We start from the raw sequence: 19319 nt of genomic DNA on the forward strand, positions 1-19319 counted from the left end.
CCTGGAGGACGCCGTGCAAGTCCACCGGTCGGTTGCCTTCGGCCACGAGGGTCCGGTCCCGACGCCGCTGGCCGGACCTCTGGCCACCGTGGACCGCTACACCTCGAAGGGCTCGCCACCGGGCGGGTCGTCCTCTCGGGCCGCACCGTGCACGGCGGTGTGGTTCCGGCTGCTGCGGTTCCTGCTCGATGAGGTCAGCCTCTCGTCGACGAGCGGCCGGGGCAGGCAGGGCCGGGCCGTCCTGGAGCACATCTGGCAGGCCACCGGCCGCAAGTACCGCGCCGGCCTGAACATCTGGCGGCCGTACGAGAACCTCAAGCCCGACATCCAGGAAGCGATGCTGCACGCCGCCGGCGCCGCGCTGCACCTGGCCGTCGCCGGAACCATCACCGTCCGCGGCCACCTCGCCTCCGCGCTGCGGACCCCAGGTATCCGGTACGTCTACGACGGCGACGTGCCTGGGGCGGGTTGACCGCGCAGGTCGGCCGGGGTGGTGGTGCCGCGGGCGGAGTTGGGGCCGCCCGTCAGCGGGGTCGTCGGGTCGGTTCGGTCAGCGCCGGGTGACAGCGTTCACCGGGTTGCCGTGGTCGGTGCGGGGGTGACTGCCGGGGTGTTCGGTTCCGGCTTCTGTGCGGGCGGGGTGGGTTGGCGGGTGGGGAGGATCAGGGTGACCAGGATGGTTCCCGCGGCGAGGATGATGCCGCCGATGAGGCTGGTGTGGGCGATCGCGTGGGCGAAGGCGTGGTCGGCGGCGGCGGTGAGGGCCTGGGCGGGCTGGACGCCAAGGGCCGGGTCGTGGCTGATGTGCTCGGCGACGGCCCGGGCACCGCCGATGGAGTCGGTGGCGGTGTCCAGGGCGGCGGGCGGCACGTGGCCGGTGAGGGTGCTGGTGAGGGTGTCCTTGTAGGTGGTGGCCAGGATGGAGCCGAGGGCGGCGATGCCCAGGGAGCCGCCGAGTTCGATGGCGGTGTCGTTGATGCCGCCGCCGACGCCGAGGTCGGCTTCGGGGAAGGCCCCCATGATCGTGTCGGTGCACGGTGCGGTGCTGAGCCCGATGGCCAGGCCGAGCAGCAGCAGGGTCGGCAGGAAGTCGGTGTAGGTCGAAGCGTCGTCGATGCGGGTGAGCAGGAGCACCGCGACGGTGCCCAGCGTCATGCCGGCCGTCACGACGTACCTGGTGCCCAGTCGCGTCGTCAGCGGGCCGGTCAGGGCCGCGCCGGTGAACACGGCGGCGCCCAGCGGCAGCAGCCGCACTCCGGTGGTCAGCGGGCCGTAGCCGAGGACGAATTGCAGGTGCTGGGTGGTGTAGTAGATGGTGCCGAAGGTGCCCAGGAAGAACAGCAGCACGGCCAGGACCGCGCCGGTGACCGCCCGGTCACGGAACAGGTCCAGGTTCAGCAGCGGGCGCGGGTGACGCAGTTCCCAGGCGATGAAGGCGGCCAGCCCGGCGGCGGCGACCGCGGCGGCGGTGAGCGCGGGCGCTCCCCAGCCGTGGTGCGGGCCCTCGATGATCATGTAGACGAGGGAGCCGACCGTCACGACCGACAGCAGCCCGCCCACCAGATCCAGCCGCCCCATGCCCACGGCCCGCGACGGCGGCACCAGCACCAGCACGGCGGCGAGTGCGAGGGCGGCGACGGGCACGTTGATCAGGAACGTCGAGTTCCAGTCGTGGTCCTCCAGCAGCCATCCGGCGAGCAGCGGACCGGCGGCGATGGCCAGCCCCGAGGTGGCTGCCCAGACGGTGATGGCCCGTGCGCGTTCCGCGCGGGGGAAGGTCGCGACCAGCAGCGACAGGGTCGCCGGCATGACCACCGCCGCGCCGATCCCCATCACCGCGCGGGCCGCGATGACCGCTCCGGCGCTGTGCGCCAGGCTGCCGGCCACCGCACCGCCCCCGAAGACCAGCAGGCCCGCGACCAGCGCACCGCGGCGGCTGTACTTGTCGCCGAGGGCGCCCAGCACGAGCATCAGCGCGGCGTAGGGGACGGTGTAGCCGTCGATGACCCACTGCAGGTCGCTGGCGCTCAGGCCCAGGTCCCGGGTCATGTCGGGTGCGGCGACGATCAGCGAGGTGTTGGCCATCACCACGATCAGCAGGCTCAGGCACAGCACCAGCAGCGCCCACCACCTGCGGGCGTAGGGACCGTCCATCCGGTTCACCGGAGTGTTGGCTATCAGCGGCATCGGGGGCCTTTCGTGTCTTGCGTGGGGCGGGCCGCGCCGGGCCCGCGAACGTGCTCGTCCGTGTGCGGTGCCGTGCTGGCGGCGCGGTCAGACGGTGAGGGTGAGGAGCAGCAGGGCGGTGGCGACGAGGGCGGTGACGACGGCGGGGGCGACGGCCTTCGCGGGGTCCTGGGCCTTGAGGTGGGAGCCCGCGGCACCGATCATGAGCAGGCAGATCGCGGCCGCGGTCACCGAGGCGAGGGGGGTGATCGCGAGGCCGGCCAGCAGGCCGATGACGGCGGCGAGTTCGGCGACGCCGATGAGCCGGCTCAGCCGCGGGCTGATGCCCAGGTGCACGGCGTGCTTGCGGGCGGTGGCGGTGGCGAGCGTCTTGCCGGCTCCGGAGAAGGCGAACACGACGGACAGCAGGATGGTCAGGGTGACGATGGTGGCGTGCATCGGTGGTTCCTAGGGGCGGATTGTGGGGGCGTTCTCGGACGGGCCGATCAGGGCGCGCTGCCGCGACCGGTACTGGTGCAGCGGTTGCGCAGCTCGCCGAGCCCGGTGATGGCCGAGCGCAGCGTGCTGCCGGGTGTGAGGTAGCGGGCGGGGGTGCGGGCGTAGCCGACGCCGGAGGGGGTTCCGGTGAAGATCAGGTCTGCGGGGCGCAGTTCGCACACCCGGGACAGGTGGCTGATCAGGGTCGGGACGTCGAAGATGAGGTCGCGGGTGCGCCCCTGCTGGACGATGTCGCCGTCGAGGGTGCAGGTCAGGGTGAGGTCGGCCGGGTCGTCGAGTTCGTCCGGTGTGGTGATCCAGGGGCCGATCGGGGCGAAGGCCGGGTGGCTTTTGGCGAGGCTGAACTGCGGGGGCCTTCCCGCCATCTGGCCGGTGCGTTCGGAGATGTCCTGGCCGACGCAGAATCCGGCGACGTGGTCGAGGGCCTTGTCGGCGGGGATGTCGCGGCCGCCTTCGGCGATGACGACGACGAGTTCGACTTCCCAGTCGCAGGTGGGAGTGGGCAGCGGGATGTCGGCTGTGGGACCGGCCAGGCTGGAGGGGAACTTGGTGAAGACGAGCGGCTCGTCGGGCAGGGCCAGGCCGGTCTCGGTGCTGTGGTCGCGGTAGTTGAGGCCGATGGCGAAGATCTGCGACGGGGCGGTCACGGGCGGGCCCAGGCGCGCGGCGTCGGCCTCCAGCGTGGCCAGGGTCACCGTCGGGTCCTTGGCAGGCTGGTCGGTGGCGAGCCAGTCACGGATCTGCGCGACGTGCGCGACGCAGGCGTCGGGGGACGCGGGGAAGCGGCCGCCGGAGGCTGCTGCCACGTCGATCACACCGTCCGGGGTGATCACGACGGCCCGTCCGTCCAGGTTGGCGATTTTCATCGAATCGAGGGGCCTTTCTTCTCTTCCGGGTGAGGGCCCGCGGCAGCGGGAGGCCGTGGGCCGTGACGGGGTCAGTCGTGCGGTGCGACAGGGGGTTCGGTGTCGCTGAGCGTCGCCCGCACCTGTTCGTCGGAGGCAGTGGCGAGCACCTGGTAGATCTCGTCGGGGAAGTTGAGGTGGGGCTTTCCGCGGTCGAGGGCCGGCTGGGCGACCGGTATGCCGGGCTGCTGGTATGGGGCCGGTTCGCGGTAGCGGGCGAGTTCGTCCGGTGTGATGCCGGCCAGCGCGACGACTTCCGGGTCGATCCACGCCGTGTCGTCGATGGCCTCACCGGTGGTGAGTTCCAGGGCGAGTCCCTCGGGTCCGCCGAAATAGAGGGACTGGCAGAAGCCGTGGTCGACGGGGCCGATCGCCATGACGCCGCGGCTGCGGATCCGGTCCCGCAGGGCCAACAGCTCCTCGACACTGCCCAGGTCGAAGGCGACGTGCTGCATGGCGCCCGCCGCGACCGGCCCGGTGGGCGTGCCGGCGTGGGTCAGGCCCCACTCCAACGCGTCCGGGTTGTCGGGGTGTTGGACGAAGGCGATGTAGGAGTGTGGGTTGAGTTCGAGGAAGGCGTGCCAGGTGCCCTCGGCGCCGTGCATCCAGTACAGGGCCTTGAGCTCGCAGCCCAGAACGTCGGTGAAGAAGTCGATCTGGGCCTTGACGTCGCGGGTGGCGATGGCCAGATGGTTGACTCCGCGCGGGTGGATGGTCACGGTCGGGCCTCCTTGGCCGGGGTGGGCAGGGTGGTGCGGCACCAGGTGCTGACCACACGGGCGTAGTCGGCGGTGTGGAAGAGCATCAACTGGTGGACCCCTTCGGGGTGGACGTGCAGTTCCACCGGGCCGGCCGTGGCGGCGACGACGACGCGGGCGATCTCGGGGGTGAAGACCGGGTCCTTCTCGCCGACGGTGAACAGGATGGGCTTGGTGTTGGCCGCGAGTGGCACGGCCGGGTCGTAGCGCATCAGCGATCCCACGGACGCCAGGTCGTAGGACCAGGTGTTGAGCGGGTCCTGGCGCTTTTGCCGGTCGGCGCCGGTGTAGCCGTAGTCGGTGTCGAAGTCGTAGGAGCGGCCGATGTCGAACTGCAGGGCATCCCCGAACGTCTCGATCATGCGCTCGAAGGCGAGGGTGCGGAACGGGTTGTCGGCGGGGACCAGCGGCGAGGTCGGGATCATGTATCCCATCAGCACGGCTCCGGCGAAGGTCTCACCGGCGGCGTGGGCGCAGTAGGCGGCCGCCGCGCCGAGCGAGGACCCTTTGATGAACACCGGCAGGCCGGTCTCGGCCGCGATGTACTCGCCTGCCTCCACGGCCGCGTCCACCCATTCCTGAAGGGTGAACCGGCCCGCCGGGCGGGTCGTGCGGGACTGCCCGTGGCCGGGCGCGTCCATGCACCACACCTCCGCGCCGAGTCCGGCGTAGGCGGCGGCGAAGGTGTCGTAGATCCCTCCGTGGCCGCCGATGCCGTGCTGGACCAGCAGCACGTGATCGGCCTGCGGATGGGCGAAGCGGTAAGCGAACGTCTCACCGATCACATGGTTCTCACGTCTCATGGCTACCTCCGACGGTGGGACGGGCGCACCACCGACTATGTTGACGACTATCAATTAAAAATTGATGCACGTCAACATGGCGCTAGAGTGGACCCATGAGCACGCAGACGACCCCACCCGCCCGACGCGGCGGACGCCCCCCGGCACAGCTCGCCCCCGCCACGCTGGAGCAGATCCTCGGCGGCGCCTTGCGGATGTTCGCCGACAAGGGCTACGACGGGACCTCGATCGCCGCGCTCAACCGCGAGCTGGGCGTCAGCCACAACCTGATCCACCAACGCTTCGGCTCCAAGGAGAAGCTCTGGTACGCCACCGTCGACTGGGCCTTCTCCCGCATCACCACGCAGCTGGCACCGGAACTCAAGGACCCCACCGGCGGACCGCTGGAGCAGACCCGCCGCATCATCCGCCGCTTCGTCCTCGTCCACGCCGAACACCCCGAGGTGCTACGGCTGGTCAACATCGAAGGCGTCGCGGAGACCCCCCGCCTGGCCCACCTCTACGAACACCACGTCGAGCCCATGCTCGACACGCTCACCGCGCCCCTGCGCCGGCTGATCGACCAGGGACAGATCGCCCCCGTGCCCGTGCGCACCCTGCACTTCCTCCTCGCGCACGGCGCCGGCGCCCCCTTCAGCCTCCTCGGCCTGGCCCGCCGTATCGGCCCCGGCGACCCGCTCGACCCCCAGGCCGTCATCGAGCACGCCGACGCCGTCGCCGACCTGCTCCTGGCCGGGCTCACCCACCGCACTCCCCCCGCCCAGGGCGCAGCATGAAGATCACTCTGACCTTCGACAACGGCCCGACCGCGCCCGTCACTTCACAGGTCCTGGACACCCTCGCCTGCCACCAGGCCAAAGCCACCTTCTTCCTGGTGGCCGAGAACCTGAAGGATCCGGCCAACCGCGCCGCCGCCGAACGTGCTGCGGCGGAAGGCCACCGGATCGGCAACCACACCCTCACCCACACGATCCAACTCGGCGACAGCGACGACCCCCACCTCCCCGAACGCGAGATCGGCCAGGCACAGCACCTCATCGGCGACCTCGCCTCACCGGACCTGCTGTTCCGCCCCTACGGACGCGGCGGCATCCTGGACCACAAACTCCTCAGCCACACCAGCCTCACCTACCTCCAGCAGCACGCCTACACCTGCGTGCTGTGGAACTGCGTCCCCCACGACTGGGACAGCCCCGCCACCTGGGTCGACCGCTGCCTGGCCGACCTCACCACCCGCGACTGGAGCCTCGTCGTCCTCCACGACCTGCCCACCGGCGCCATGTGCCACCTCCCACGCTTCCTCGACAGCCTCGAAGAACTCGGCGCCGACCTCGTCCAGGACTTCCCACCCGACTGCGTCCCGATCCGCCAAGGACACCTCCTCCACCCCGTCGACCACCTCCTGGCCAGCTAGGAGACGCCCCGACCGGGCGCGCGGGTCGGAGAAGCGGTGCGAGGGGGACGCGAAGATGTTGCGAGGCTTGTTCCGGCGATCTGGCCCGGCTGACCTGGGAGGCGTACACGAAGCCGAACGGCGCCCCGCCCCACGTGCCAGAGGCCCCGGCACCCGTCCGAGCTGTCACACCGGCCGAGCTCACGTCCCCGGTGCCTCCCAAGCCGAGTTCACCGCCTATGGAGGAGCGAGCTGAAACCCCAGTGAATCGTCCTCCGTTGGCGACTTGCACTACCCCGCTTCCCCCACGACCGGCACAACCGCCTTCCGTCGGTGTGCCTGTGGAATCCGCATCTGCGCCGGCCTTGTCGCCACAGCCAGAGCAGCCGGCCGGGGTGCCGCGAACAGGAATCCGCGGGCTGTTCACCCGATGGCGGCGCAAGCGATAGTCACACCCTGCGCAGCTCAGCGTGCGGATCGGCTGGCCGGACCCGTCGTCCGTCTCGAAGAGCGTGGTCAGGGGATGCCGCCGGAGTAGTAGGGGCGGCATCTCGTGCTCGGACCGGGCAAGCGTGGCTCGTTGGGTCCAGGCCGTACGGGGTGCGGCACCCTGTCCATCGTCCCAGCTCGGTGGGCAGGGCGACGCCGTTGTCGGCTTCCGGCAGTCGCCAGTGCGTGATGGTCAGTAGCGATCCGTCCAACGGCCCGCCGGCGAGCGTGGCGTAGATCCGGTGCGGAAAGGGTCCGCAGTTGAGGCCGTCGTGGACGTGGCCCGCGGCCGACAACACGGGCTTGCCAGGGCAACCTTGGGCTTGACCGCGGCATCGACGGAAGGCTTGCCCGGGTCAGGTGCGGAAGCGAGAGAGCCAGCCGCGAGACTTGTTCGCGGCCTGCTCGGCTTGCTGCTCCTGGCGGATTCGTTCCTGCTCCTGGCGTTTGCGCTCTTCGTCCTTGGCCTACTGGTCGGCTTCGACGGCCCGGCTCTGACAGTCCTCGCACAGGTGCGGGTGCGGCCAGGACATCGGCACCTGGCTGCACACACAACGCACGGGGTGGGAGCAACTGGGCGAGGAGCAGCGCGAGCTCCTGACCGCACTCGGCGTCAAGCCGCCGCCGGTCGCCGAGAAAGAAGCGCCCGTGAAGGAGACGAAGGCCCGGAAGGGGGTCTCGGCGGCCTTCGAACGAGGCATCGCGGCCCTGGCCCAATACAAGTCCCGCGAAGGCACCTGAAGGTCCCCCGGGACCACGTCGAGACCCTCGTGACCGACGACCAAGAACACACCGTCAAGCTCGGCATCTTCCTCTCCGACACCAAGACCCGCCGCGACAAACTCACCACCGACAAACTCACCGCACTCGCCGAACACGGACTGGAATGGGCCATGGCGTAAAAGCTCGGACAGAGGGGAGGCGCCGGCCCTTCGGCGCCGGCTCCTCCCCTGCGTTTCACTGTCGGTCGACAGCCGTGTTCGACAGCCCGGCGGCACGCACCGGGACACCGAAGCCGCGCGCTCCGGGACAGCGAAGCGCGCGGCATATCGGGACCGTCAGGGTGCCAGCGGTAGCGGACCAGCAACTCGTCTGGTCCCGGTGTCCAAGGGGCCGGGCGGGACGGGTCGTCGAGGACGATCGTACGATCACGCCCATGAGCAGCACACGCCGCCGGCCCCTCGGCCACGGCCCCCAACAGCACGCCGCCACCGCCACCGCGAACGAACCACGGGAGCCCCAGCCCCGGGTGCGCGCCGTCGACGCCGACATCGAACTGACCCCGATGCGACTCACCGCCGGCCTCGACGACGACCTCACCCACTTCCGCGACAGCGGAACCCTCCACCCGAAGGGCAACAACTAACCGCCCAACACCAGTGGAACGGCCCGGGGCAGCCGGATTGTTCGAGCCGCCCCGGACCGCCATGCTGGACGCCCTCTGATGGCCAATCGGAGGGAACGCGACGGAAAGGATCCCACCGCGCCCACCACACCCACACCCACATCGAGGCCACCCAGGAGCCGCTGCCCTCCGCAGTACACGCCGCATGGGGCCAGACCGGCTCGGAGCCGTCCGCGATCCGGTGCAGGACCAGCCATCGACCTGCCCGTCGGCGACCACGTCCAACGAGCGTGCCAGGGCACCGGGTGGCCGTCGCTGTGGACTCCACGATCGTGCGGGCGCACCAGCACGTGGCCGGGGCCCGGCAGGCGAGCCGGACAGCCACGCCATCGGCTGGCCCCGCGGCGGGCTGACCACGAAGATCCGCCTTGCCGCCGACGACCGCTGCGGGCCCTTGGCCTGCGTCCTCACCGCCGGACAGGCCGGCGACGCACCCGCCTTCACCGACGTGATGGCCCGACTGCGCGTTCCACCACACCGTGGCCGGCCCCGCACCAGGCCCGATGCGGTACTGACCGACAAGGCGCACTCCTCCCGCGCGATCCGCGAGCATTTACGCAAGCGCGGCATCCGGGCCGTGATCGCCGTCCCTGCTGACCAGCACGACCACCGGCTGCGTCGGAGCAGCCGGGGCGGCAGGCCACCGGCCTTCAACCGCGAGACCTACCAGCAGCGCAACACCGTCGATCGGTGCCTCAACCGCCTGAAGCAGTGGCGAGGCGTCACCACCCGCTCCGAGAGGACCGCAGCCCTCTACCTGGCAGGACTCCATATCGCAGGCATCTACCTCTGGTTCGCGCGATGATCCAAACGAACGCGGTCATCACTCATGCGTAAACCGAGTTTGTACAGGCGCATTGGCTACGGAGGTGCTCCCGTCGTAAGCATGTCCTGTGATTGCGCAACGTCTCGATTCCCGTCGAAATGATTGACGCTTCCAGACGTCCCGGTAAATAATTTCCCTTCGGACAGGCCCAAAGCGCGCAAGAGTACAGAACAGCGCGCTACGGCTCGGCGTGAAAACCCACACCGGACGGGCACCATGGGGCGGGTTGCCACACGAACATGGGGGTGAAGATTGTGACCGAGTGGGTATTAGCATTCGACGCCGACTGCCGGTTCTGTAAAGAAGTGGTGGAGCGGGTCCGTGGGTCCGTCGACGGTACGTTGACCACCGCGGGGCTCACGGACCCCCGTATTCGCGGCCTGCGCGCGCGTGCTCTGGGGGAAGGAGCCGAGTGGGCCCCGACCCTGTTGGCAGTCGACGGCGACCAGGTGCGGGCCTGGACCGGGACCGCGCTGTCCCTGCGCCTGGCGCGGCTGCTGGGGCCGTCGGACTCACTGCGGGTGGTGCGCGCCCTCCGCGACCTCGATGTGCTGCGGCCCCCGAGCCGCCGAGGGATCCTCCGGGCCGTCCCGGGGCTGGCCCTGGGAACGTTCCTGGTCACCGGCGGCCTGGCCGCCTCACCCGCGCAGGCTGTGACCCGTGTCAGGGGCAGTAAGGCATCGCGATGGGTGAAGGCCAACCACGACCGACTGCCCTCCGGCTACTCCGAGTTCGCTTCCTACCCCGCGGACTATCGGCGCGCCATTTACGGCGCGCTGTCCGCTTCGGCTCGGAGTGATCTGTGGGTGGCACACTTCGCGAACTACCGGAAGACACACCCCGGTCTGTCGGCCGAGCAGTCCGCCGTCCTGGACGACGCGACGCGGCTGGCACCGCAGATCATCGCGGGACGCAAGCAGGGAACAGCCGTACAAGGGCTGGAGACGGCGGCTGTGGCGGCGTTCGGCGAAAGCGGGGCGCAGGCGGTTCTCATGACGCTGGGCCCTGCCGGTACGCAGAGCGCGGTGCCTCGGAGCGACCAGAACATTCAGGTACTCGACTGCAATTCCCAGTGCGCAGGGACGGGAAGCTGCGACACGACGTGTTACGCATCACCCTATTACTGCAACTGGACCGACCGTGGCTGCGGTCCGCTGTGGCTGGGACCGTGCAGTGGGTTCTGCGTCCCCTAAGCTTGTTCTTTATCTACCGGCCTCGTCCGCGCAACTGGACCTTGATCATTACCATCGACGTTAGACGGGCGAGCGTGAAGTTGCGTCACCGAAAGTCGGAACAGATGGTCGCGTGGCCGTTGACCTGTGACGGTCAATAGTGCCCTGACCTGGCGAGATATCCATATGGACACTGGGCCCCCCTGGCGTCTGCACCAACCGTCGAGATGGCGTGGCTCCCGCCCGGCGTCAGCCGTCGCCACCACCCGCTATGGCGCGCAGGGCGCGGCAGTGGTCGGCGAACACGGCCCGGCCATCCGCCGTGAGGGCGAGCCAGGTGCGCGGACGCTTGCCGACGTAGCCCTTGGTGACGGCGACATAGCCGGCCTTCTCCAGGGTGGCGACCTGCCGCGACAGGACCGAGTCGCTCACCTCGACCGTATCGCGGACGAACGCGAACTCGGCCTTCTCGGCGGCCGCCAGGGTCGCCACGATCGAGAAGCGCACCGGGGCGTGGATGACCTCGTCCAGCCCGTGGCGCGGATGGCTTCCGGCGCGTGCGGCGGCTCCCGTAGCCGCGCCGGCGTACGGTGCCGTGATCGCGTCGTGCGGGCCCGTCATCGTCGGGCCTCCAGGTATCCGCCGATCAGGCCGGGCAGAGCGACCGCCACTGCACCTGCCATCCACCAGGCCGCGGCACCCTGGAAACAGAGGAAGCCCGGCACCAGCACCGCCGCATAGAGCAGCGCCCAGGCACCGACCGTGATGGCGATCCGCTTTCCGAACCCCCGTCGGACGACGGGCTGTCGGCCCGCGTACACCCCCAATCCCGCCATTACCGCACCGAAGACCACACCACTGAACGACGCCGCGTACGGCGGCTTCAGCAGCCCGACGATGAGCAACTGCAGTCCCGCACCACAGCCGAACACGACCTGATACCAGGCAAACCACCGTGTGCCTCTGCGGACCACGGAACCCAGCTCCTCCGCGCGAGCCAGCGTGGCAGCCGCGTCGCTTGAGGCGTATCCCCCCATGTCGATTCCCCCTCGTCGTTCATGTTTCCGATGCCCATCATACTGACAAGAACTTTCCAACCCGACAAGTAATTTCCAGTAAGTGGTCCCCAGTCGTTGGGGTTTCGCCGCGAACACGGTCGTAGCAAAGAGGTCCGGAGTTGCCCCTGACCCCAGGAAGGACAGGTACTGGTACGCCGGCTGGAGGGTCATCTACTGAGGCTTGATGCTCGGGTTGACGGCTCGTCTGGTGGTGCTATCCCGTGGTGATGGAGGAGACGGGATTGACGCGGGAGGGGCGTCTATAGCGGGAGAAGCTGCGGTTGCAGGCAGCCGAGTGGTTCGAAGAGGGCGTTCCCCAGGCGGAAGTAGCCCGGCGGTTGGGGGCTTCCCGACAGGCGGTGCAGCGTCTGGCACAAGAAGTGGGAGAGCGGCGGGATGCAGGCATTGCACTCCGCAGGGCCGTCGGGCAGGCGTCCGCTGGTCTCGGAGGACGCATTCGCGCAGGTCGCGGAGGCGTTGAAGCAGGGCCACGCCGCGCACGGCTTCACTGGGCAGGTGTGGACCCCGGCCCGGATCCGCCGGGTGATCCAGGAGACGACCGGCGCCGACTACACCACCCCGTCCGGGGCGTGGCGACTGCTGAAGCGACACGGCTGGTCGCGGCAGACCCCCAGGCGCCGGGCCTACGAACGCGACGAGGAGGCGGTGATGACCTGGCGGAGCGAGGTGTGGCCCCAGGTAAAATGACAGCCGAGCACAGTGGAGCAGTGATCGTCTTCTCGGACGAATCCGGTCTGTCGCTGCTGCCACCGGTGCGACGGACCTGGGCACCCGCCGGCCAGACCCCCACCATCGAGCTGCGGATGGGACAGCGGCCCAAGGTCTCCGTCGTCGGCTGGTGCTGCTATCGACATGGCCGTCCATGCCGGCGGCGCGAGGCCGGGCGGGCCGGGAGGCCGAGCGGTCTTCATGACGGACTGCACGTCCGCCGCGACGGGCTCCTGGGCCCGGGAGCGGGCCCAGGAGCGGCGGTCTACCGGGATGCGTCGGGATACGCGGCGGTCGCGCGGATCTCGACGAGGAGCCCCGCACTGGCGAGGCCGCTGACCCCGATGATCGTCCAGGTCGGGTAGGGCGCTTCGACGAGGCGCTGCTTGGCCTTGATGAAGCCGGGCAGGTGCTGGCGGATGTCTACGTGGTAGCTGGTGACGTCGACGAGGGCGGACATGTCGAGGTTCTCCATCCGGAGGATCTCCTCGATCTTCCGGATGGCGATCTCGGTCTGCTCCTCGATGGTGTCCGGGATGGTTCCGTCGGCGCGGCGACCGATCGTTCCGGCGATGAACAAGAGGCCGTGCGCACGCACCGCGGCGGAGTAGCCGAAGCTTGCGAAGGCGTTGGTGGTCTCTCCGAAGACCGCGTTGTTCTCTGGGACTTCGACGGTGTGGATGGTCATTGCGGTGCTTCTTCCTGTTCTTTGTTGAATCTCTGTTGGCTTTTTTGTTGGCGCGTGATGGTGGAGTCCGTGGAGTCAGTCGCCCCAGCGGGACGAACGGTAGGTGTGCTCCAGGCGGGTCCGGCCGAAGCTCTGGCGTTCGCGCAGGAGTTCGCCGGGGGTGGTGTAGCGGGGTGCGTTCTTCGGGTCTTTCGCGGCTTGCTCGACGATCGCGTCGGTGAGTGAGCGGATCATGTCCAGCCGTGGATAGGCGGTGTGCAGGGCATCGGCCTGCTCGTCGGTGATTGCGTCGAGGTGGTCGGTGCCCGCCGGGCCGCCGAAGTCGAGGGCGACGCCTTCGCGGACGAGCACGCACAGCGTGCCGCGGCGTTCCGCGATGCCCCGGGAGGTGTGCAGGGCGATGGCCTGCCAGACCTGGTCGGCGTCGGTCGTGGACGCCCCCTGTTGGACGAGGAGTTCGGCGGCTCGGTCGGCGCCTTCGACCTCGAACCGCTGCCGGTGCGGGCCGTCCGACGCCAGCCCGAGGTCGTGCATCGCGCACGCGGCGAACAGCAGGTCGTCCTGGTAGTCGTGGCCGGCGGCCAGGCCGAGGTGGCCGGCGACCAGCCGGGCGAACAGATAGCTGCGGATGCTGTGGTTGAAGACGGACGGCGTTTCCACCGGTCGGATGAGGTTTATGACGGCGTCGGCAAGTGGCGTGCTGGGCAGCGCGATCAGGTCGGCGGTCGCCTCGCGGGTAGGTCGGGTCATGTCCTCAGCCTGGCCGCGACCACCCTGACCTGGCGAGAGGCAATATTTCCTTACTTCGTTAGAATCTTGCCATGGCAGCCCATCGAGTCGCGGTTCTGGCGTTGGACGGGGTCACCCCGCTCGACCTGGCGATCCCGACGCAGATCTTCACCACCCGACCGGAAACCCCCTACGAGATGACCCTGTGCGCGCTGGGCCCGAAGGTGGCCACCACCGCGGGTTTCGCACTGATCGCCGACGGATGCCTGGAGCAGGTGCGCACCGCCGACACCGTGATCGTGCCGGGCTTCGAACCGATCCTCCCGTTGCCGAACGCCGTGCTCGACACACTGGCCGAAGCCCGCGACCGAGGCAGGCGTGTGGTGTCGATCTGCACGGGCGCCTTCGCGCTGGCCGCGGCGGGCGTACTGGACGGGCTGCACGCCACGACCCACTGGAAGCACATCGACGCGTTCGAGCGGGACTTCCCGGCCGTCACGGTCGACCGCGACGTGCTCTACGTCGACGAGGGCGACGTGCTCACCTCGGCCGGGGTGTGCTGCGGCATCGACCTGTGCCTGCACATCGTGCGCCGCGACCTGGGCGCGGAGGTGGCCAACCAGATCGCCCGCGGCCTGGTCGCCGCCCCGCACCGGGACGGCGGACAGGCCCAGTACGTGCCGGCTCCCGTCGCGGTGGCCGGTGAGGCGTCGCTGTCCGGTACCCGTGGATGGGCCCTGCACCGGCTCGGCGAACCGCTCACGCTACGCGTGCTTGCCCGGCACGCGGGCCTCTCGCAACGCACCTTCATGCGCCGGTTCACCGAGGAGACAGGCACGACCCCGTTGCAGTGGGTCCTCAACGCCCGGCTCGGCAGGGCACGGGAACTACTGGAAACCACCGGCCTCTCGGTGGATCAGGTGGCGCGGGACTGCGGGCTGGGCACGGCAGCCAACCTGCGGCTGCACTTCCGGCGCACGCTGGACACCACCCCCACCGCCTACCGCCGCACCTTCACACACTCGACACCGCACGGTCCGGTGTCCTCACCAGTAATCCCGCCCACGGACTGAGAACAACCACCACGACCTGAAGGGGTTCGCCGACGGGTCGCCGACGGGTCGCCGCCGCCCAAGCCGCCGAGCAGAGCGGCGGGACGCGGACGGCGGCGCTCGTCGACGGTTTCCTCTCGGGTCAGACGTCGTTCGTCGCCCCGCTCGACGGGTGAGGCGAGAGCGCCTCACCGGTCGACAGGATGTCGGCTCCGGCAGGGGCCGTCTGGCCCGATGAACCTTCCGCGCCAGGCGTTCTGACGAAGAGTTGCGAGTGACCCGAGTCGGAGATTCTTCGTTGGTTGGGTACGAGTCGTCCGGGTCCGAAGATTCCACCGTTGTCGGTAACTGATGCCCAGCGGGCTGTGCTTGAGGGGTGGGTGCGTCGGCGTACGACCGCTCAGGCACTGGCTCAGCGGTCGCGGATCGTGCTGGAGTGCGCCGAGGGACACTCGATCATGGAGGTGCCGCGACGTCTGGGCGTCGCCCCGGAAACGGTCCGCACCGGGCGGCGACGTTTCCTGGAGCGTGGTCTGGACGGCTTGTGCGACGAGCCGCGGCCGGGTGTTCCGCAGAAGATCACCGACGCGGACGTGGAGCGGGTGATCGTCAAGACACTTGAGGAGACACCGAAGAACGCCACCCATTGGTCGACCAGGTCGATGGCGGCGGCCACAGGCATGTCACAGTCGGCGATCTCGCGGATCTGGCGGGCGTTCGCCTTGGCCCCACACCGCACGCAGACCTTCAAGCTGTCCACGGACCCGCTGTTCATCGAGAAGGTTCGCGACGTGGTGGGGCTCTACCTGGATCCGCCGGAGAAGGCCCTGGTGTTATGTGTGGACGAGAAGTCGCAGATTCAGGCGTTGGACCGTTCCCAGCCGGTGTTGCCGATGATGCCCGGCGTTCCCGAACGCCGCAGTCACGACTATGTCCGGGCCGGCACCACCACCTTGTTCGCCGCTTTGGAGGTGGCGAGCGGGAAGGTCATTGGATCCCTGCACCGCCGGCACCGGGCCGTGGAGTTCAAGAAGTTCCTGGCCAGGCTCGACAAGGAGGTGCCGGCCGGCCTCGGCGTGCATCTGATCCTCGACAACTACGCGACCCGCAAGACGCCCGCGGTCAGGAAGTGGCTGCTGGCGCACCCGCGCTTCCACCTGCACTTCACGCCCACGAGCTCGTCCTGGCTGAACCTGGTGGAGCGGTGGTTCGCAGAGCTCACGCAGAAGAAGCTCAAGCGTGGCGTCCACCGCTCCGTCCAGGCTCTCGAACGTGACATCCGGACATGGCTGGCCGACTGGAACGAACACCCGCAACCGTTCGTCGGGACGAAAACCGCCGGCGGGATCCTCGACAAGTCGCCGCCTACTGCCACCGAATCCCTGACTCAGGTCACGAGAAGTGGACCGGCAGATGCGGGGGGTGCTAAGCGCCGGGGATTCGGAGGGAGTGCGGCGGAACCCCGGGTCCCGCCGCACTCGCCAAGCCGACGCCGAGGAAGCCCGTCGGCCCCTGCGCGCCACCAGTCGCGCAGCACGTCCTCTTCGTCGGCTACCGCGACAGAAGAGATGCCGGCACATCACCCGACCTGCCCACCAGCCCTGAACTATGCTGACAACCCGCCCGCCCTTCGAGGGCGCCCCGCCTCCAGCCGGATCTTCAACGCGACGATGAACCCCACGATTCCCAGCTTGTTCTTTACTGAGGCTTGATGCTGGGGTTGACGGCTCGTCTGGTGGTGCTATCCCGTGGTGATGGAGGAGACGGGAGTGACGCGGGAGGGGCGTCTGCAGCGGGAGAAGCTGCGGTTGCAGGCAGCCGAGTGGTTCGAAGAGGGCGTTCCCCAGGCGGAAGTAGCCCGGCGGTTGGGGACTTCCCGACAGGCAGTGCACGTCTGGCACAAGAAGTGGGAGAGCGGCGGGATACAGGCATTGCATTTCCCCGTGCATGAGGCTCAACCTGATCGGCCCCGCGCAGGTCACCGCCGCCGGGGAGGATCTGCGGCGCGCTGCGGGACCTGTTCGCGATATTCCAGCGGTTCGAGGCTTCCGGGCCACCTGAAGAGGAGCTCGCTCCGCCTCTCGCGGAGCTGCGCGCCGCCGTCGAGATCATCAAGAGCAGGTATCTGGAGTTCATGGCTGCGAGCCAGCAGGTTCTCCTGTCCGGCGCCGACTGACGACAATCTCGGGTGGAGTGGGAGCAAGCGGGGCCCGGTGACAGTCACCCAGCAGGGTGGGTGCACTGGCAGTTGGGGCGGGCGGTGAGCCCAACCGGAGCTTCGTTGCGCTGGTGGCGGCCTTCTGACGGGTAGGCAGTCCAACCTGGTCTGCGAAGCCTCGCGATCACTCGGAGAATGAACCAGCACTTGGTCAGGTAGGGGCCGGCGGCGTCGAGGCTGTGGTGCCGGCCTCGGCGCCGACATCTGGCAGCTGCATCAGCACGTGTTCGGCGCGGTGCTGGGCCGCAAAGCTCGCGCGCAGGGGCTTGAGCGGGGAGAGGCGGGCGACGTCCTCGTCCTTGATGTCGTGCTCCTCAGGACTGAGTTGGGAGGCTTCGTTGTTCTCCAGGAGCAGCGTTTCTCGACGGGTTCCGAAGGCGGTTGGTGATCATCCGGTCCAGGTGTGTCGCCCAGAGATGACGGCGTTGGCGTCGGAGCGGCGAGAAAAGGGGAGGCGGGGGCCGCCGGACGTTGGCAGGATGTCGGCGCTCAGCACTCGATGGGAAAGGACCCGACGATCGTGGCTCGTGCCATCACTCTCATCCGCTCCGCCGCCCTCTCCGACGTCGCCGAGTACGCCTACGCGGCCACGGCGCCCGCCGACTCCCGTCTGATCTTCCTCGCCGGTGCCTGTCCCCTGAACGACGACGGCTCGACGGCAGCGATCGGGGACTACGGGGGTCAGGCACTGAAAGCCGTCGAGAACATGCGGACGGCGCTCACGGCCGCCGGCGCGTCGCTCCAAGACGTCATCAATACACGGGTTCTCGTCGCATCGGGCCGGCGGGAGGATCTGGTGACTGCCTGGCAGGTGGTTCGGGACTCGTTCGCTGACCACGACGTTCCCAGCACCTTGATGGGCGTCACGGTGCTCGGCTACGAGGACCAACTCGTCGAGATCGAGGCCGTTGCCGCCGTACTCGACGCCTGAGGGCTGCCGCCTCCGCTGGCGAGCAGCGGGCCCTCGGGCCGGGGCAGTGCGCACACTCCGCACCAGACCGGACCGGTGTGCCCCTGCAAGGTGTGCAGGAGCTCACCGCTCTCCGCGTCCCACAGCCGCAGGTCGTCGTTACCGCCGCCGACGGTGGCCACCAGCGCCCGTCCGGCCACCTGCACGGCGCACACCCCGAAGCTCTGACTGGCGCAGTCCAGCTTGTGCAGCAGCTCGCCGGTGGCGGCATCCCACAGACGTACCGTCCCGTCGTCCCCGCCGGTGGCGAGGACGTCCCGGCCGTCGAGCTCGAACGCGCACAGCCCGCGCCGCGGGTGGGTGCCGTCGTCTGGTTCGGTGCCGGCGTCGAGGACCAGGTGCGGCCGGCCCGTCGCGGGATCCCACAGTCGGACCGTCCCGTCGTCCCCGCCGCTCGCCACCAGCTCGCGGCCGCCGAACGGCACCGCGCACAGCCCGTGGACCAGTCGGCCTTCATGACCGGGCAGGGTGCGCACCGACGCGCCGGTGCGGGGACCCAGAGATGCACGGTCGCGTCCGCGCCGCCGCTCGCGAGGAACGTCTCGCCGCCGACGGACACCGCACACCGCGCGAGGACCGCGGAGCGCTCCTCTCCGAAGACGAGACACTGCTCGCCGGTGAGCGGATCCCAGTCCTGGATCCGGCCGTCGCTCGACGCGGCGGCCACCCGCATCCCCTCGGCCGACGGCAGCGCGCACACCGCCCCCACCGCCTCCGCCCCGCTGTCGAGCACGGTCACCTCGTCGCGGCGCGGGCCCGCCTCCCAGAGCTCCCGGTACGACATCAACGCTCCCTTCACGATCTCGCACGGGCGAGGTTACTCTGACCGGATTCGACCCTGGTTGGCATCAACGCCTCAGAGGACAGGCCGTGTTGGGACCCTTGGGACGGGCATACCGCGAGTGGCGACGCCGCCGGGCCTGGCACAGGTACGTGGACATGGTGGAGCCGGTCCTGCTGATCGGCGCACGCCGCGCCCTCGTTCCCGGCCTCTACGAGGCGCAGTCGTCCCCCACGGGCCGCGGATTCGTCTCGGTCCGTAGCGTCATCGACGAGGTCCGCACGTACATGGGGATGGCGGCCATCCGCGAGGCCTTCGATGAGGCGAACGGCCCGGACCGCAGGTTGGAGGCCGCGACGGGGCGTGGTCCTGACGACCTCGACACCCTCCCTGCCTGGATGGCCGCGGCCGCGCTGCGGCACGTCCTCGGTCGCCGCGCGCAGCGCAACGCTGCACTGCCGATCGACTCGGACGCCTACGACCCCGACTACGAGCGGCCCGCCACCGCCTACCCCTCCCGCACCTTCCGCCCATGAGACGCACCGGCAGTGCTGGGGCGTGGCGGCGGCCGCCCACCATCCCTCCCACAAGCATGTCGATTTCGTCCATGGCCGGCTGCGGTTCGACGCCTCGCTCGACGACTGCCAGTCCCCACGGC

Annotated in this window: 21 protein-coding genes and 2 pseudogenes; 13 read left to right on the forward strand and 10 right to left on the reverse strand. The window is 69.5% G+C overall.

What is annotated here, in order from left to right:
* Positions 1-13 precede the first annotated feature (13 nt).
* Positions 14-472, forward strand: coding sequence for a hypothetical protein (locus ACLJT4_RS27910; protein ID WP_411126296.1), 459 nt, complete (start codon positions 14-16; stop codon positions 470-472).
* Between the two features lie 98 nt (positions 473-570).
* Here the strand turns inward: ACLJT4_RS27910 and ACLJT4_RS27915 are convergent, their stop codons facing one another.
* The 5 genes from ACLJT4_RS27915 to ACLJT4_RS27935 all read right to left on the reverse strand — a co-directional run bounded on the left by ACLJT4_RS27915 (position 571) and on the right by ACLJT4_RS27935 (position 5151).
* Positions 571-2187: an MFS transporter gene (locus tag ACLJT4_RS27915; protein ID WP_411126298.1), complete on the reverse strand. Its 1617-nt coding sequence runs from the start codon at positions 2185-2187 to the stop codon at positions 571-573.
* Between the two features lie 87 nt (positions 2188-2274).
* Positions 2275-2625, reverse strand: coding sequence for a DoxX family protein (locus ACLJT4_RS27920; RefSeq protein WP_411126300.1), 351 nt, complete (start codon positions 2623-2625; stop codon positions 2275-2277).
* A 47-nt stretch (positions 2626-2672) separates the two neighbouring features.
* Positions 2673-3551: a fumarylacetoacetate hydrolase family protein gene (locus ACLJT4_RS27925; protein WP_411126302.1), complete on the reverse strand. Its 879-nt coding sequence runs from the start codon at positions 3549-3551 to the stop codon at positions 2673-2675.
* Positions 3552-3622: 71 nt separating this feature from the next.
* A complete protein-coding gene (locus ACLJT4_RS27930) occupies positions 3623-4309 on the reverse strand; it encodes a VOC family protein (RefSeq protein ID WP_411126304.1) in 687 nt (228 codons plus the stop codon).
* Positions 4306-5151, reverse strand: coding sequence for an alpha/beta hydrolase (locus ACLJT4_RS27935; RefSeq protein WP_411126306.1), 846 nt, complete (start codon positions 5149-5151; stop codon positions 4306-4308). The genes ACLJT4_RS27930 and ACLJT4_RS27935 overlap by 4 nt, the downstream gene beginning before the upstream one ends.
* Before the next feature lie 95 nt (positions 5152-5246).
* Here ACLJT4_RS27935 and ACLJT4_RS27940 point away from each other — a divergent pair, with 95 nt between their 5' ends.
* From ACLJT4_RS27940 to ACLJT4_RS27965, 6 genes and pseudogenes are all read left to right on the forward strand, one after another.
* Positions 5247-5927, forward strand: coding sequence for a TetR/AcrR family transcriptional regulator (locus tag ACLJT4_RS27940; protein WP_411126308.1), 681 nt, complete (start codon positions 5247-5249; stop codon positions 5925-5927).
* Positions 5924-6565 (forward strand): polysaccharide deacetylase family protein, encoded by a 642-nt coding sequence (locus tag ACLJT4_RS27945; protein ID WP_411126310.1) that lies wholly within the window; start codon positions 5924-5926, stop codon positions 6563-6565. Before ACLJT4_RS27940 ends, ACLJT4_RS27945 begins: the two co-directional genes overlap by 4 nt.
* Before the next feature lie 1238 nt (positions 6566-7803).
* On the forward strand, positions 7804-7935 hold the full coding sequence (locus ACLJT4_RS27950; protein ID WP_411126312.1) for a hypothetical protein: 132 nt from the start codon (positions 7804-7806) through the stop codon (positions 7933-7935).
* A gap of 254 nt (positions 7936-8189) precedes the next feature.
* A complete protein-coding gene (locus ACLJT4_RS27955; protein WP_411126314.1) occupies positions 8190-8399 on the forward strand; it encodes a hypothetical protein in 210 nt (69 codons plus the stop codon).
* A 287-nt stretch (positions 8400-8686) separates the two neighbouring features.
* Positions 8687-9243, forward strand: a pseudogene (locus ACLJT4_RS27960) (IS5 family transposase); the annotation flags it as partial.
* A 266-nt stretch (positions 9244-9509) separates the two neighbouring features.
* Positions 9510-10457, forward strand: a complete 948-nt coding sequence (locus ACLJT4_RS27965; RefSeq protein ID WP_411126316.1) for a bacteriocin fulvocin C-related protein — start codon at positions 9510-9512, stop codon at positions 10455-10457.
* 228 nt (positions 10458-10685) lie between these two features.
* Here the strand turns inward: ACLJT4_RS27965 and ACLJT4_RS27970 are convergent, their stop codons facing one another.
* Together ACLJT4_RS27970 and ACLJT4_RS27975 are read right to left on the reverse strand one after the other, a co-directional pair.
* Positions 10686-11057, reverse strand: a complete 372-nt coding sequence (locus tag ACLJT4_RS27970; RefSeq protein WP_411126318.1) for a winged helix-turn-helix domain-containing protein — start codon at positions 11055-11057, stop codon at positions 10686-10688.
* Positions 11054-11665, reverse strand: coding sequence for a hypothetical protein (locus tag ACLJT4_RS27975; protein ID WP_411126320.1), 612 nt, complete (start codon positions 11663-11665; stop codon positions 11054-11056). The genes ACLJT4_RS27970 and ACLJT4_RS27975 overlap by 4 nt, the downstream gene beginning before the upstream one ends.
* A gap of 225 nt (positions 11666-11890) precedes the next feature.
* Between ACLJT4_RS27975 and ACLJT4_RS27980 the strand changes: the two genes are divergently transcribed.
* The gene (locus tag ACLJT4_RS27980) at positions 11891-12202 is read left to right on the forward strand and encodes a helix-turn-helix domain-containing protein (RefSeq protein ID WP_411126322.1); all 312 of its coding nucleotides are present in this window, start codon (positions 11891-11893) and stop codon (positions 12200-12202) included.
* Between the two features lie 286 nt (positions 12203-12488).
* Here ACLJT4_RS27980 and ACLJT4_RS27985 read toward each other — a convergent pair whose 3' ends face one another.
* Both ACLJT4_RS27985 and ACLJT4_RS27990 read right to left on the reverse strand, forming a co-directional pair.
* Complete coding sequence (locus ACLJT4_RS27985) at positions 12489-12911, reverse strand: Rid family hydrolase (RefSeq protein WP_411126324.1); 423 nt, start codon at positions 12909-12911, stop codon at positions 12489-12491.
* A gap of 75 nt (positions 12912-12986) precedes the next feature.
* Entirely contained in the window at positions 12987-13661 is a 675-nt protein-coding gene (locus ACLJT4_RS27990; RefSeq protein WP_411126326.1) for an HD domain-containing protein, read from the reverse strand.
* A gap of 71 nt (positions 13662-13732) precedes the next feature.
* On the opposite strand from ACLJT4_RS27990, the gene ACLJT4_RS27995 reads away from it, so the two are divergent.
* From ACLJT4_RS27995 to ACLJT4_RS28010, 4 genes and pseudogenes are all read left to right on the forward strand, one after another.
* Entirely contained in the window at positions 13733-14713 is a 981-nt protein-coding gene (locus ACLJT4_RS27995) for a GlxA family transcriptional regulator (protein ID WP_411126328.1), read from the forward strand.
* A 281-nt stretch (positions 14714-14994) separates the two neighbouring features.
* A pseudogene (locus ACLJT4_RS28000) lies at positions 14995-16121 on the forward strand (IS630 family transposase).
* 325 nt (positions 16122-16446) lie between these two features.
* Positions 16447-16956 carry a helix-turn-helix domain-containing protein gene (locus tag ACLJT4_RS28005; protein WP_411126581.1) on the forward strand — a complete coding sequence of 170 codons (510 nt, stop codon included), beginning with the start codon at positions 16447-16449 and terminating at the stop codon, positions 16954-16956.
* A gap of 474 nt (positions 16957-17430) precedes the next feature.
* Positions 17431-17841 carry a RidA family protein gene (locus ACLJT4_RS28010; protein ID WP_411126330.1) on the forward strand — a complete coding sequence of 137 codons (411 nt, stop codon included), beginning with the start codon at positions 17431-17433 and terminating at the stop codon, positions 17839-17841.
* Here the strand turns inward: ACLJT4_RS28010 and ACLJT4_RS28015 are convergent.
* On the reverse strand, positions 17787-18356 hold the full coding sequence (locus tag ACLJT4_RS28015) for a WD40 repeat domain-containing protein (protein ID WP_411126332.1): 570 nt from the start codon (positions 18354-18356) through the stop codon (positions 17787-17789). The two genes, ACLJT4_RS28010 and ACLJT4_RS28015, sit on opposite strands and share 55 nt — an antisense overlap.
* Before the next feature lie 463 nt (positions 18357-18819).
* On the opposite strand from ACLJT4_RS28015, the gene ACLJT4_RS28020 reads away from it, so the two are divergent.
* Entirely contained in the window at positions 18820-19197 is a 378-nt protein-coding gene (locus tag ACLJT4_RS28020) for a hypothetical protein (protein ID WP_411126334.1), read from the forward strand.
* The last annotated feature ends 122 nt before the right edge of the window (positions 19198-19319 follow it).

Origin of the sequence: Streptomyces sp. x-19 (assembly GCF_046549115.1) — a bacterium.
Lineage (GTDB): Bacteria > Actinomycetota > Actinomycetes > Streptomycetales > Streptomycetaceae > Streptomyces > Streptomyces albulus_C.